At 62.1% G+C, this 15,059-nt stretch carries 10 protein-coding genes; 9 read left to right on the top strand and 1 reads right to left on the bottom strand.

Annotation, left to right across the window (positions count from 1 at the left end; translation table 11 throughout):
- The first annotated feature begins 49 nt into the window (after positions 1-49).
- Positions 50-649, top strand: a complete 600-nt coding sequence (gene pth, locus HNR28_RS09100) for an aminoacyl-tRNA hydrolase (protein WP_043684536.1) — start codon at positions 50-52, stop codon at positions 647-649.
- 10 nt (positions 650-659) lie between these two features.
- A complete protein-coding gene (locus tag HNR28_RS09105; protein WP_151024207.1) occupies positions 660-1,448 on the top strand; it encodes a CPBP family glutamic-type intramembrane protease in 789 nt (262 codons plus the stop codon).
- 24 nt (positions 1,449-1,472) lie between these two features.
- On the opposite strand, the gene HNR28_RS09110 is transcribed toward HNR28_RS09105, so the two are convergent.
- Positions 1,473-2,825, bottom strand: a complete 1,353-nt coding sequence (locus HNR28_RS09110) for an amidase (RefSeq protein WP_151024206.1) — start codon at positions 2,823-2,825, stop codon at positions 1,473-1,475.
- Between the two features lie 192 nt (positions 2,826-3,017).
- On the opposite strand from HNR28_RS09110, the gene ychF reads away from it, so the two are divergent.
- From ychF to HNR28_RS09145, 7 genes are all read left to right on the top strand, one after another.
- The gene (gene ychF, locus HNR28_RS09115) at positions 3,018-4,109 is read left to right on the top strand and encodes a redox-regulated ATPase YchF (RefSeq protein ID WP_151024205.1); all 1,092 of its coding nucleotides are present in this window, start codon (positions 3,018-3,020) and stop codon (positions 4,107-4,109) included.
- A 97-nt stretch (positions 4,110-4,206) separates the two neighbouring features.
- On the top strand, positions 4,207-5,250 hold the full coding sequence (locus HNR28_RS09120; protein ID WP_151024204.1) for a Fic family protein: 1,044 nt from the start codon (positions 4,207-4,209) through the stop codon (positions 5,248-5,250).
- A gap of 150 nt (positions 5,251-5,400) precedes the next feature.
- Positions 5,401-8,514 (top strand): BPTD_3080 family restriction endonuclease, encoded by a 3,114-nt coding sequence (locus HNR28_RS09125; RefSeq protein WP_151024202.1) that lies wholly within the window; start codon positions 5,401-5,403, stop codon positions 8,512-8,514.
- 1 nt (position 8,515) lies between these two features.
- Positions 8,516-11,383: a site-specific DNA-methyltransferase gene (locus HNR28_RS09130; protein ID WP_151024201.1), complete on the top strand. Its 2,868-nt coding sequence runs from the start codon at positions 8,516-8,518 to the stop codon at positions 11,381-11,383.
- Positions 11,384-11,397: 14 nt separating this feature from the next.
- On the top strand, positions 11,398-12,498 hold the full coding sequence (locus tag HNR28_RS09135; protein ID WP_151024200.1) for a hypothetical protein: 1,101 nt from the start codon (positions 11,398-11,400) through the stop codon (positions 12,496-12,498).
- Positions 12,495-12,869 carry a hypothetical protein gene (locus tag HNR28_RS09140; RefSeq protein WP_151024199.1) on the top strand — a complete coding sequence of 125 codons (375 nt, stop codon included), beginning with the start codon at positions 12,495-12,497 and terminating at the stop codon, positions 12,867-12,869. Before HNR28_RS09135 ends, HNR28_RS09140 begins: the two co-directional genes overlap by 4 nt.
- A 22-nt stretch (positions 12,870-12,891) precedes the next feature.
- The gene (locus tag HNR28_RS09145; protein ID WP_151024198.1) at positions 12,892-14,976 is read left to right on the top strand and encodes a 3'-5' exonuclease; all 2,085 of its coding nucleotides are present in this window, start codon (positions 12,892-12,894) and stop codon (positions 14,974-14,976) included.
- Positions 14,977-15,059: the final 83 nt, after the last annotated feature.

Consider the following 15,059-nt stretch of genomic DNA (forward strand, 5'->3'; position numbering starts at 1 on the left):
CGGGGGTTTTGTCGTATGATGGGTGCTTTTCTTCGGACCACCCCTCCCGATGACGACAGCGCCCATCCGCCTCATCGTGGGGCTGGGCAACCCCGGCCCCGAATACGAAGCCACGCGCCACAACGCCGGATTCTGGCTGGCGGACCATTTCGCCGACGACCTGCGGGCCTCCTTCACCCTGGAAAAGCCGTTCTTCGCCTGGGTCGCGCGCGCGCGCCACGCGGGCCAGGCGGTGATCCTGGCCAAGCCGGTCACCTTCATGAACAAGTCCGGCCAGGCGGTCGGCGCGCTGGCGCGCTTCTACAAACTGCGGCCCGAGGAAATCCTCGTCCTGCACGACGAGCTCGACCTGCCGCCGGGCGCGGTCAAGCTCAAGCTGGGCGGCGGCCATGCCGGCCACAACGGCCTGCGCGACATCCAGTCCGCGCTGGGCAGCCCGGACTTCTGGCGCCTGCGCATCGGCATCGGCCACCCGCGCAGCCTGGGCCTGGCCCAGCAGGTGGTCAACTTCGTGCTGCATCCGCCGCGCAAGGACGACATGCCCGGCATCGAGGACGTCATCAACCGCTGCCGCGTGATCCTGCCGCAGCTGCTGGATGGCGCCTTCGACCGCGCCACCGAACGCCTGCACCAGGCCAACCACTCCTGACGCGGCGGCCATGCCCCTTTTCCAGCGTCCCGCCGGCCTGCCCACCATGGGCCAGGAAATCGTCGATTTCCTGCGCTTCGTCGTGCGTCCGCGCCCCGGTCCGCGCCTGGGCGGGCGGCGCGCCGGCTCCGGCATGCGGGTGGACCTCAGCCTGAACGCGCCCTGGTGGCGCCTGGCCCACTGGGCCGTGCTGCTGTGGACGGTGAACGTCTTCGTGTTCGCTCCGCTGGCCCTGTCGGCAGCGGACGCGGGCGGGGCGCAGCACCGGCTGGACATCCACAACCTGCCCTGGATGACGGCCCTGATCTGGGCGCCCATCGTCGAGGAACTGACCTTCCGCCACGCGCTGCGCCGCCCGGCCATGCTGTGGTGGTTCGTTCCCCTGATGGCCGCCATCCTGGTCCAGGGCGCCGGCATCGCCTCGGGCCTGATGGCCGCCGCCGCGGCGCTGCTGGCGCTGGCGCCGGCCTGGTACCCGGCCGACCACCGCTGGCGGGCCGGCTGGCGCACGTCCTGGCGCGGCCGGCGCCTGGCGCGGCGCGCCTACCCCTGGCTCTTCCACGGCGCCGCGCTGGCCTTCGCCGCCGTGCACCTGTTCAATTTCCGCCTCAACGCCATAGCGCTGGTGCTGCTGCCGCTGCTGGTGCTGCCGCAGTGGGTCACCGGCCTGGTGCTGGGCTGGATGCGCGTGCGCCGGGGCCTGGGCGCCTCGATCGCCCTGCACGCCATCTTCAACGGCGGGCCGCTGCTGCTGATCGGCCTGGTGCTGCACTGGGCGCCGGAGCTGGCGGTGGGCTGAGCCCGCCGCCGCGCCGCGCCCGGCTCAGCGCGCGCCCAGGATGCGCTCGATTGCCAGGCCGGCGTCCAGGATGCGCGCGTCGGCGTGGGCGGGGCCCGCGACCATCAGGCCGACCGGCGCCTCGCCCGGGGCGTGGCAGGGCAGGCTCAGGGCGCAGCCGTCCAGGAAATTGATCAGGGTGGGATTGCGCAGGATCAGCCCGTTCGCGGCGAAATAGGCCTCGTCCGAGGCCTGCAGCGATTCGATGGTGGGGGCGATCACCGGCACGGTGGGCAGCAGCAGTGCGTCGTAGCCCTGCAGCCGGGCCTCGACGGCGGCGATCCAGCGCGCGCGCCGGGCGTGCAGTTCGATGTAGTCGGCGGCGTCGATGTCGCGGCCCCGCAGGATGCGCGAGGACACCCGGGGATCGTAGCGCTCGATCTGCCCGTCCAGCAGGTCGCGGTGGACGGCGTAGGCTTCCGCGCAGACCAGGCCGCCCTTGCGGTTGATGTGCGCCAGTTCCTGGAATTCCGGGATCTCCAGCGTGTCGATGGCGATGCCGGCCGCGCGCAGCCGCGCCACCGCGGCGCCGAAGGTGCCGCGCACGGTGTCGTCGGCGCCGTCCAGGACCAGGGTGTCCGTCACGGCCAGCCGCAGCCGGGCGGGCGGCGGGGCGGCCGGCAGCCGGCGCGCCTCGTCGCCCGCAAGAATGCCGTCCAGGATCGCGCAGCACGTCACCGAGGCCGCCAGCGGCCCCACCGAGTCCAGGCTGGTCGCCAGCGGGAAGGCGCCGGCGGCGGGCACCCGCGCGGCGGTGGGCTTGAAGCCCGTCAGCCCGCAGAACGCCGAAGGGATGCGGATCGAGCCGCCCGTGTCCGTGCCCAGGGCGGCCACCGCCATGCCGTCGGCGACCGAGACCCCCGCGCCCGAGGACGAGCCGCCCGGAATCCGGCGGCGGGCGCGGTCCCAGGGACTGCTGGGCGTGCCGTAGTGCGGGTTGAGGCCCAGGCCGGAGAAGGCGAATTCCGTCATGTTGGTGTGCCCGACCAGCACGGCGCCGGCCCGCGCCAGGCGCCGCACCGGCTCGGCATGGCGCGCGGCGGGGGCGGCGTGTTCGCGGATCCGGGAACCCGCGCGCGTGACGTGTCCGGCGACGTCGAACAGGTCCTTGATCGAGACGGGCAGGCCCTCCAGCGGCGAGCGGGCCTGTCCGGCCGCACGCAGGGTGTCGGAAGCCCGGGCGGCGGCCAGGGCCTGCTCCGCCCAGACCGCGGTGAAGGTGCGCGCGCCTTCGCCGTCCGGGTCGGCGATGCGCGCCAGGGCGGCCCGCGTCAGGTCGACGGACGTGGTCTCGCCCCGGTCCAGGGCGGCTTGCAGTGCGGTGAGGGTGGGCAGCATGGGATGTCCGGGCATGGCGATGGGTGGAAGGAGGGTGGAAGGATCGGGGAAGGGTCAGGCGATTTCGGGCAGCACTTCGACGCGGCCGGAACCCCCTGCCTTCAGAGGGGGGGCCGATGGGCGGGGTACAATCGCAGTTTCCTCCGGGCCGGACCCCGATCCCGCCTTCCGAACACAAGGATAATCGAATTCATGGCACTGCAATGCGGCATCGTTGGCCTGCCCAACGTCGGCAAATCCACCCTGTTCAACGCCCTGACCAAGGCCGGCATCGCGGCGGAGAACTATCCGTTCTGCACCATCGAGCCCAACGTCGGCGTGGTCGAGGTCCCGGATCCGCGCCTGGCGCAGCTGGCCACCATCGTCAAGCCTGAGCGCATCGTGCCTGCCGTGGTCGAATTCGTCGACATCGCCGGCCTGGTGGCGGGCGCGTCCAAGGGCGAAGGCCTGGGCAACCAGTTCCTGGCCAACATCCGCGAGACCGACGCCATCGTCCACGTCGTGCGCTGCTTCGAGGACGAGAACGTCGTCCACGTCGCCGGCCGCATCGACCCGATCTCCGACATCGAAGTCATCAACACCGAGCTCGCCCTGGCCGATCTGGCCACCGCCGACAAGGCCCTGCAGAAGAACCGCAAGCTCGCCAATTCCGGCGACAAGGAAGCCATCCGCCTGGTCGCCCTGCTGGAGCGCATCGTGGCCGCCCTGGACCAGGGCAAGTCCGTGCGCGGCCTGGGCCTGGACGAGGACGAGCAGGCCCTGATCAAGGGCTACTGCTTCATCACCGCCAAGCGCGCCATGTATGTCGCCAACGTGCGCGAAGACGGCTTCACGGGCAATCCGCACCTGAAGGCGGTGCAGGACTACGCCGCGGCGGAGAACGCCCCCGTGGTCGCCGTCTGCGCCGCCATCGAGGCCGAGATCGCCGACCTGGACGACGAGGACAAGGCCGTCTTCCTGGAAGACATGGGCATGACCGAGCCCGGCCTGGACCGCGTCATCCGTGCCGGCTACCAGCTGCTGGGCCTGCAGACCTACTTCACCGCCGGCGTCAAGGAAGTCCGCGCCTGGACCATCCCCGTCGGCGCCACCTCCCCCCAGGCGGCCGGCGTCATCCACACCGACTTCGAGCGCGGCTTCATCCGCGCCCAGACCATCGCCTTCGACGACTTCATCGCCTGCAAGGGCGAGCAGGGCGCGAAGGAAGCCGGCAAGATGCGGGCGGAAGGAAAGGAGTACGTGGTGAAGGATGGGGATGTGATGAATTTTTTGTTTAACGTGTGAAGGGGGTAATCGGGTGGGTTTAATGGGGAATTTTCAGAGACAATGCCCCATTTGAGGCTATGATTACCCCATTTGGGTGGCTTGGGGTTACAGGTAGATGCACTCGCTTACCGTCGAGCATCTTGCTGCGCCTCGCTTTGACAGCACTCAGGTAGCCACATTGCGCTCACTGGGTGAGTGCCGGGGTAAGCAGTTGCTCTATGCCGCGCAGTCTCCTGAAGTCCTCAAAGGTTTGCGCCAGGCTGCTGCGGTCGAATCCACCGAGTCATCCAACCGGCTGGAAGGCGTTGTGGTTGCGCCTTCGCGGTTGAAGTCTCTGGTCATCCGCAACGCAACGCCAAAGGGCCGTTCCGAACAAGAGATCGCCGGCTACCGTGATGCCCTGGCGCTGATCCAGGAGTCCGCCACACACATGCCCTTCAACGAAGGCGTGGTGCTGCAACTGCACACCCTGCTGTACCGCTACATGCCGCAGACGGGCGGGCGCTGGAAGGCGACCAACAACGACATCATCGAACGCCATTCCGACGGCACGTCGCGGTTGCGCTTCCGGCTGGTCGCTGCGCACCTCACGTCCATGGCCATGACCGATCTGGCCGGGCGCTACGCCACCGCATTGGACCAGCACCTGGCTGACCCGTTGGTGCTGGTGCCACTGGCGATGCTCGACTTCCTGTGCATCCATCCGTTCCCCGACGGTAACGGTCGCATGTCTCGCCTGTTGACCTTGCTGCTCTACCAGTTCGACTATGCCGTGGGCCGCTACATCAGCTTGGAACGCATCTTCGAGGATACCAAGGAAGGCTACTACGAGACGCTGGAAGCCAGTTCGCAGGGAGGGCACCAGAGGCAGCACGACGTCAAACCCTGTCTCGACTACTTCTGGGGTGCCTTGCTACGGGCGTACCGCGAGTTCGAGGGGCGTGTCGGCACCATCGAGCGGAGACGCGGCAGCAAAGGCGACCGGGTGCGCGCGGAAGTCCTGGGACGCACTCTGCCGTTTTCGATTTCGGAAATTGAACAGGCCTACCCAGGCGTGAGCCGGGATATGGTGCGACTAGTGTTGCGGACGATGAAATCAGAGGGGTTGATCGAGTCGACAGGCAAAGGACGGGGAGCGAAATGGATCAAGCAGGCGTAAGGGGATCATGATGAAATTGGTCGGCAACATCAGTCGCTTGCCGGGGGCCAACCTCCAACAAGCCATCTGCCTAGGAGTGCGGCCAGAGGTCGGAGTCTTGTGCTTTGAATCGCCCCGAAACAGCAGCCCAAAAAATCAGGGGGCAAAGAAGTGAGTGACCAGTTTTTCAACCAGCCAATCCTCAATTCGCCATACGACTACCCGTCTCGGCACTGGGAGCTGGACGACAGTGGACAACCTACGCAGCAAATCGTCGAGTCACGTCGAGCTTCCAGTTTCATCAGTCCGATTCCAAAGCCCCGCCGGCATCGCGGCGAGCAGGCTACTCTGGCGTTGGATGAAGTTGAGAACCTGGCTGATGACGGGCAGCGTTACCGCCACTCTGAACTGATCAATTCGGTGCGGCGCGAGGTCGATGCCTGGCGACGCTTGCCGCCGTCGCAATGGCGTGTCACCCCCGAAACGGCCCGTCTGCTGGAGCACTGGCGCAACCACAAGTTCGCTGGGGTGCGCCCGTTCTTCTGCCAGGTCGAAGCGGCCGAAACCGCGATCTGGTTGACCGAGGTCGTCCCGCAGCTCGGCAAAAGTGGGGAACGCTTCCTCGATCACCTGAAGAAGGTCAGCAACGACGCCAACCCCGGCCTGATGCGCCTGGCGCTGAAGCTGGCCACCGGTGCTGGCAAGACCACGGTCATGGCCATGCTCATCGCTTGGCAGACGGTCAATGCCGTGCGCCATCCGCAGAGCAAGAAATTCACTCGTGGTTTCCTGCTGGTCGCCCCTGGCCTGACCATCAAGGATCGTTTGCGCGTGCTGCTGCCCAATGACGCCGACAGCTACTACGCCAGCCGCGAGATCGTGCCACGCGACATGCTGGCGGATCTGGACAAGGCCAAGATCGTCATCACCAACTACCACGCTTTCAAGCTGCGCGAGCGCCTGGAGTTGTCCAAGGGCGGCCGTCGCTTGCTGCAAGGCCGCACCGGCAGTGAGCCGGACACGCTCGAAACCGAGGGTCAGATGCTCCAGCGGGTCATGCCGGAATTGATGGGGCTGAAGAACATCCTTGCCATCAACGACGAGGCTCACCATTGCTATCGCGAAAAACCCGCTTCCGACGACGACTTCGTTGACGGCAAGGGCAATCCGCTGACCGGCGATGAACTCAAGGCTGCCAAGGAACACGTCAAGGACGAGAACGAAGCCGCACGGCTGTGGATTTCCGGCCTGGAAGCAGTCAACCGCAAGCTGGGCCTGCAGCAGGTGATCGATCTGTCGGCCACGCCATTCTTCCTGGCCGGCTCCGGCTACGTGGAAGGCACGCTTTTTCCCTGGACGATGAGCGACTTCTCGCTGATGGACGCCATCGAATGCGGCATCGTCAAATTGCCGCGCGTGCCGGTGGCCGACAACATCCCCGGCGCGGAAATGCCCATCTACCGCGAGCTATGGAAGCACATCGGCAAGAAGATGCCGAAGAAGGGGCGTGGCAAGAACGCCCAACTTGATCCGTTGGCCATTCCGGTGGAGTTGCAGACCGCGCTGGAAGCCCTGTACGGCCACTACCTCAAAACCTACGAAGCCTGGAAGCAGGCAGGCATCAATGTGCCACCGTGCTTCATCGTGGTATGCAACAACACCGCCACTTCCAAACTGGTGTTCGATTACATCTCCGGTTTCGAGCGCACGAATGAAGATGGCTCTGTTACGCCCGTGGAGGGGCGTCTGCAACTGTTCCGCAACTTCGACGAGCACGGCAACCCGTTGGCGCGCCCGAAAACCTTGCTGATCGACAGCGAGCAGCTCGAATCCGGCGAGGCGCTGGACGATAACTTCCGGGGCATGGCCGCCGACGAGATCGAACGCTTCAAGCGCGAAATCATCGAGCGCACCGGCGACCGCCGCCAGGCTGAAAACCTGAGTGACAGCGAACTGCTGCGCGAGGTGATGAACACCGTTGGCAAGCAGGGCCGCCTGGGTGAGCAAATCCGCTGCGTGGTGTCGGTGTCCATGCTCACAGAAGGCTGGGATGCCAACACCGTGACCCACATCCTCGGTGTGCGTGCGTTCGGCACCCAATTGCTGTGCGAACAGGTGATTGGCCGAGCCCTGCGCCGCCAATCCTATGAGTTGAACGAGCAAGGCCTGTTCGACGTGGAGTACGCCGACGTATTCGGCATTCCTTTCGACTTCACAGCCAAGCCGGTCGTTGTCACGCCGCCCAAGCCCCGCGAAACCATTACGGTCAAGGCATTGCGCCCGGAGCGCGACCCTCTGGAAATCCGGTTCCCTCGCGTGCAGGGCTATCGCGTCGAACTGCCAGAAGAACAACTCGAAGCCGAATTCAACGGTGACCACCACCTCACCCTGACGCCAGACATGGTTGGCGCAACCCAGACCCACAACGCCGGCATCATCGGCGAGGCGGTAGTGCTGGACATCAAGCATCTGCAAGATGTGCGGCAGTCCACTCTGTTGATGGAGTTGACCAAGCACCTGCTGTTCCAGCATTGGCGCGACCAAGGTCAGGACGCGCCGATTGCATTGTTTGGGCAGCTCAAGCGCATCGTGCGCCAGTGGCTGGACGAGTGCCTGGAATGCAAGGGAGGCACCTGCCCGGCGCAATTGATGTACCGCGAACTGGCGGACATGGCCTGCCAGCGCATCACCAAGGGCATTACCGCGAAGGAGCTGCAGAAAGGCCGGCAGGTCAAGGCCATCCTCGACCCGTTCAACCCCACCGGCAGCACCGCGCATGTGCGCTTCAACACCTCTCGCCCGGGCAGCGAACGCTGGGAAACCCTCGGCGTGGAGAACCAGCCGAAGAACCAGGTCAACTGGGTCATCCTGGACAGTGGCTGGGAAGGCGAATTCTGCCGCGTCGCCGAGTCCCACCCCAAGGTGCTGGCCTACACCAAGAACCACAACCTCGGCCTGGAAGTGCCCTACCGCTTCGGCTCGGCCAACCGTATTTACATCCCGGACTTCATCGTGCAAGTGGATGACGGTCATGGCAAGAACGACCCGCTGAACCTGATCGTTGAAATCAAGGGCTACCGGCGCGAGGATGCGAAGGAAAAGAAGTCCACCATGGACACCTACTGGATTCCCGGCGTGAATCACCTCGGCACGCACGGCCGCTGGGCCTTTGCCGAGTTCGGCGATGTGTACGAAATGCAGGAAGACTTTGCCAAAGAGGTCGAGGCGAAGTTCAACCAAATGATTGAAACGGCTGCACCTGCACCGGGCAACAAGGGACACTGAGATGGCAACCAAGAAAACACAGAAGCCCGGCAAGAGCATCGAGCAGATCACGCATACCGAGGCCAAACGCAAGAACATCCCGACGGTGGAGCATCAGTCGGTGATGCAACACCACGAGCAAGCGCCGGTGCAGGTGGCGTACCCGCGCGCCAATCGGCAATGGCTGGAGGAGCTGTGCGCCCTGCATGATGCAGGCAAGGTATCCCCGGAATTCCAGCAGCGGCTGAACCGTGACCTCGACCCGCAGCTCATCTGGCGTGGCAAGGACCAGCAGGACTGGTCAGACCTGGTCGTCAATGCGCCGCCGCTCTACATCCAGGAGAAGGTCAAGCCCAAGGCGCTGATCGACAACCTGCGGCGCCAGACCGAGGAACGACGCGGAGCTGCCACGCCGCAGCAGGACATACCGGATCTGTTCGGCGACTTCAATGGTTTGCCCACAGGTGCGGATCGGACTGAGTTCTACCAGCACGAAGGCCATTGGCAGAACCGGATGATCCTGGGCGACAGCTTGCAGGTGATGGCGAGCCTGGCCGAACGCGAGGGGTTGCGAGGCAAAGTGCAGTGCATTTATTTCGATCCGCCCTATGGGATCAAGTTCAACAGCAATTTCCAGTGGTCAACCACCAGCCGCGACGTAAAAGATGGCAATGCCGACCACATCACCCGCGAGCCGGAGCAGGTGAAGGCATTTCGGGATACCTGGCGTGATGGCATTCATTCGTATCTGACGTATTTGCGCGACCGGTTGATGGTGGCGCGGGATTTGTTGACCGAATCCGGGTCTATTTTTGTGCAGATTGGCGATGAGAATGTGCATCGTGTGCGTACTCTAATGGATGAAATTTTTGGTGACGAAAATTTCGTTAGTCAGATCGCAGTAAGAAAAACAGGAGCGGTCAGTAGCCCCGATGCAAAATTGAACTCCCTCGGAACTATATCAGATCATGTTGTCTGGTATGCGAGACGAAAGGATTTTCTCAAGTATCGCCAACTCTACACAAGAAAGGCAGACACAAACACTGCAGAGCAGTATCGGCTTACCGACGAGGGCGGTCAATATCAGTCCGTAACGATTGAGTCGAACGGCTATGCAGAGAATTTTCACTTTCCGATTCGGATCAGGGGCAAGGATTTTTATCCCGCAAGGACTCGGCATTGGAGTACCACGGAAAAGGGCATCTATCGTGTGGCAAACGCCGGCCGAGTAATCGCTACCGAAAAAAAACTTCGTTTCAAGAAATATATGGAAGATTTTCCGGTAAGTCCAATTGCAAATATCTGGGCGGACGTTATGGGGTCGTCGGGGCTGATCTATGTTGTGCAAACTAATGAGCGTATTGTCGAACGGTGCTTGTTGATGGCAACCGATCCTGGCGACTTAGTGCTTGACCCCACCTGCGGTTCCGGTACGACGGCCTATGTCGCCGAACAATGGGGACGTCGCTGGATAACGATTGATACTTCGCGCGTTGCACTTGCACTAGCACGCGCCCGTATCATGGGCGCACGTTATCCTTTTTACCTACTCGCCGATTCCCGCGAAGGCCAACAGAAAGAAGCCGAGATCACCCGTGGCGCACTTTCTAGCCATGTCACCTACGGCAACATCACCCAGGGTTTCGTGTATGAGCGCGTGCCGCATATTACCCTAAAATCCATCGCCAACAATGTCGAGATTGATGTCATCTGGGACGCCTTCCAGTCTAAGCTAGAGCTACTGCTCGAACAACTTAATGCGGCGCTGAAAAAGAACTGGCAGGAATGGGAAGTTCCGCGTGAAGCCGATGCAAAGTGGAGCGACAAAGCCAAGAAGCTGCACGCCGACTGGTGGCAGCAGCGCATCGCCCGACAAAAGGAAGTCGACGCATCGATCTCCGCCAAGGCCGAGTTCGAGTACCTCTACGACAAACCCTACGAGGACAAGAAGAAGGTGCGCGTGGCCGGCCCCTTCACCGTTGAATCGTTGTCGCCGCATCGCGTGCTGGGCGTGGACGAGGAAGACAACCTGATCGACCACGTGGCCGAGGCTCAAGCGGAGTACGGCCAGGACTTCGCCAGCCTGATCCTGGCCAATTTGCGCACCGCAGGCGTGCAGCAGGCACACAAGGCCGACAAGATCGAGTTCACCTCACTGGAAGCGTGGCCGGGCGACTTGATTTGTGCCGAAGGCCGCTATCTGGAGAACGGGCAGGTGAAGCGTGCCGGCATCCTGGTCGGTCCCGAATTCGGTACCGTCACTCGCGCTGACCTGGTCGATGCTGCCCGCGAGGCGGGTGATGCCAATTTCGACGTACTCATCGCCTGCGCCTTCAACTACGACGCACCGGCCAGCGAATTCAGCAAGCTGGGCCGCATCAACGTGCTCAAGGCACGCATGAACGCCGACCTGCACATGGCCGAAGATCTGAAGAACACCGGCAAGGGCAACCTGTTCGTGATCTTCGGCGAACCGGATGTAGATGTGCTGGACACCCAGGGCCGCAGCATCCGCCGCTACGACGGCAAGCGCGACGTCATCGAGGTGCCCGCGGACGGACAACTGGTGGTCAAGATCAACGGCGTGGACGTGTTTCACCCCAGCACCGGCGAAGTGCGCAGCGACGGCGCAGACGGCATCGCCTGCTGGTTCCTGGACACCGACTACAACGAGGAATCCTTCTTCGTCCGCCATGCCTACTTCCTTGGTGCGAGCGATCCGTACAAGGCGCTGAAGATCACCCTCAAGGCCGAAATTGACCCCGACGCCTGGGCAACACTCAACAGCGATACCTCACGCCCATTCCCGAAACCCAGCACCGGGCGGTTCGCTGTGAAGGTCATCAATCATCTCGGGGATGAAGTGATGAAGGTTTTCAGGGTAAGCTAGGAGAACGAGGGCATATGAAAATCGACTTCTCCCAACCCAAGTTCACTGGCGCACGCTTTGACGAGCATACGTTACCCGTCGACGTGGCTCGTGACCTTGCTGCTTATGAACGCCTGATTGTCGAGCTGGCCAAGCATCTGTATTTGCAGGAGCACCCAGGGAGGCAGCGCGTGCCCAAGGGGTTTGAAGCCGGTTTCCGCCTGGACATTGAGCGCATCGATGAAGGTAGTACCAAGCCCATGCTGGCGCTGGTCATGGCTGGCGCGCTTGCTCTGCAAGGCGGCGAGAGAGATTATTTCGAGCGTGCCCGCGACTTGGTGGCCGAATGCATCGCAGCGCCGATTACTGCATTGCCAGAAGCATTTCCGAAAGAGCTGTTGGGATACTTCAATCAGTTCGGCCGTTCTTTGCGTGCCGATGAGGCTTTGGAGTTGCCGCTTCAAAGCGGCAATCCGGCCCGTTTGACACAGGACAAACGCAAGCAACTGGTATTGGCCGCTGATCAGGTCTATGAACGAGAAATTTCGCTCAATGGTTACATTGAAGAAGTAGATTTCGCCAAATCTTCGTTTCGCCTGAAGCCGGCAGACAACAGCCCGGCCGTTGTTATTCCTATGTCGGATTCGTTTCATAACACGGCTCGCACCTATGGGGGGCGTGAGCGTCATCAGATTAGCGTAGCGGGTGTAGGTGCCTATGACTCTTACGAACGCCTTCAAAAAGTAATATCCATCGAGTCGCTGGAAGTCACCAAAAACTACGCCATCTCGGCGCGGTTCGACGAAATCTCCCAGCTCGAAAATGGCTGGTTCGAGGGTGGTGGGCTGGCGCCCAATGCCGACAGGCTGTCTCGTGTTTCTGAGAAACTGATCGCTGATTACCCGGATAAATTACCCATACCCCTGATTGTTTCAAAGCAAGATGGCAATCTTTTGCTCGAATGGAAAGTCGAAGGCGACCCATCGCTGGACATCGATTTGACCAATTTGCAAGCCAGTTACCATGCGTTCGGAGCCAATGATGAGGACGTGGAGAGAGACTTCAATCTCGATGCTGCTGGCTGGCAGTCCCTGTTCGCGTTCTTGAATGAAAATATCAAGGTGCAACAGGCATGAACGAACAGATTTTGCTGCTGCGCCAGGTGCATCCGAATTTCTTTCCCGATGGCGAGGTTTCCAGCCAAGCTTTCTTTCCTTTCCCGAAGGATGACGGAAAACTGTCCGTTTACGATGGCAATCAGACTACTGCGGAGGCATCGCATCAGCACTACACCGTGGAGCTCGGTCTGGAATCCGTTGGCGTGTGGGCTGTCAGTGGCGCGGAGACCGTATCGATTGGTTTGACCCACCAGCCGGATCCTGTCGCCGGGAACCCAGCGCACGCGATCATTAATTTCGGCGCGTTCACCGAAAAGGAATGCCGGAAGTTGGCGAAGAAGCTGAAGAAGTTCGCGGTGGATCGCGGTAGTCAGTATCGCGTAGCGTAATTGCCATCGTTGAGAGGAACTGATGGAATTCCGCATTGCAGACACCTTTACCACCAGCCTGGCCCGCCTGACCGGCGATGAACAAAAGTCCGCGAAGACCACTGCCTTCGATTTGCAGATGGATCCTGCCGGCAACGGCATGAGCTTTCACAAGCTCGACAGAGCCAAAGACCCGAACTTTTGGTCGGTGCGTGTCAGCCGCGACATTCGCCTGATCGTCCACAAGACCGCTGGCAGTCTGCTGCTCTGCTACGTCGATCACCACGACAAGGCCTATCAATGGGCCGAGCGGCGCAAGCTGGAAGTGCACCCGACCACCGGCGCGGCTCAGCTTGTCGAGGTCCGCGAGCGTGTCGAGGAGATCCTCGTTCCGAAGTATGTCGAGGACAGCAGGCCGGCCACGCAGCAGAAGCCGAAACCGTTCGCAAAATATGGCGACGCCCAACTGCTGGCCTATGGTGTGCCGCAGGAGTGGCTGGCCGACGTGAAGGCTGCCGACGAGGATTCGCTGCTGGAACTGGCCGACCACCTGCCCGGTGAGGCGGCCGAAGCCCTGCTTGAACTGGCGACCGGCGGTACGCCGGCGTTGCCGGAAGTGGCAACCAAGGGGGCGGACCCATTCCAGCACCCGGACGCGCAACGCCGTTTCCGCATCATGTCCGATATGGACGAGTTGGCCCGCGCCCTGGAATACCCGTGGGACAAGTGGACGGTGTTCCTCCATCCGGCGCAGCGTCAGCTGGTCGAACGTCATTACAACGGAGCGGCGCGTGTGTCTGGCTCGGCGGGCACGGGCAAGACCGTGGTTGCCTTGCACCGGGCTGTACATCTGGCGCACCAGGACGAAGATGCGCGCGTTCTGCTTTCCACGTTTTCGGACACATTGGCCAATGCCTTGTGCGGCAATTTGTATCGGCTGATCTGGAACACTCCCAAGCTCGGTGAACGTATCGACGTGGCCGCCATGGATGCTCTCGGCATCCGCTTGTATGCGGCGGAATTCGGTAAACCGGTATTTGCCAGCCGTGATGAAATTTCCACGCTGCTGAAGGCGACTGCCACGCAGGTGGATGGCCTGAAAGCCAACGTCGCGTTTTTGCTGTCCGAATGGGAAGGCGTGGTGGACACCTGGCAAGTGGAAAGCTGGGAGGCTTACCGCGATGCCAAGCGTCTGGGGCGCAAGACGCGCCTGCCGGAGGCGCAGCGCGCTTTGTATTGGCAGGTATTCGCCGAGGTGAAGAAGCAATTGAAGCAGGCCGGCAAGATCACTGCGTCCGAGATGTTTGCCAAGCTGGCTGAGGCGATGTCCAAGCGCAAGCATCCGGTATTCGATTACATCGTGGTGGACGAGGCACAGGACATCGGTGTGCAGCAATTGCGCTTCCTTGCGGCGATCGCTGGCGACCGCGCCAATGCCCTGTTCTTTGCCGGCGATCTTGGCCAGCGCATTTTCCAGTCTCCGTTCTCGTGGAAAGCTCTGGGGGTAGATGTGCGTGGCCGCTCGCGCACGCTCAATATCAATTACCGCACCTCGCATCAGATTCGCTCGCAGGCCGACCGGCTTCTCGGCCCCGAGGTATCCGATATGGACGGTAATGTCGAAAGCCGCAAGGGCACGATTTCCGTATTCAATGGGCCAGAGCCGACCATCCGTAGCTACGCCGATGCCGAGGCGGAGTGCCAAGCAGTCGGCGTGTGGCTGCAGCAATGCAGTACCAGCGGTGTACTGCCGCAGGAAATTGGAGTCTTCGTTCGATCAGAAAGCGAGCTATCACGCGCACAGGCGGCAGTCAAGGCCGCAGGCTTGCAGGGGCGCGTACTCGGCAGGGACATGGCAACGGAAGAGGGCTTCGTCAGTATCATCACCATGCATCTGGCCAAGGGGATGGAATTCCGCGTGGTTGCAGTGATGGCCTGCGATGACGAAATCATTCCTTCTCAGGTACGCATTGACACTGCTGCTGACGAGGCCGAGTTGACCGAAATCTACAACACCGAGCGCCAGTTACTGTATGTGGCTTGCACCCGTGCCCGCGACCAATTACATGTCTCAGCAGCGAAACCGGCGTCGGAATTTTTGGGGGACATAGACTTACTGCAGAAGTAGTTATGCGCGCCTCGGATGCTTCGGGTGGTTACCGAATGCACAGGCTTTGTCACCCCAGCTGCTTGCTCGACGTCCGGCTTTCT

The organism is Castellaniella defragrans, assembly GCF_014203015.1.
GTDB classification, from domain to species: Bacteria; Pseudomonadota; Gammaproteobacteria; order Burkholderiales; family Burkholderiaceae_B; genus Castellaniella; species Castellaniella defragrans.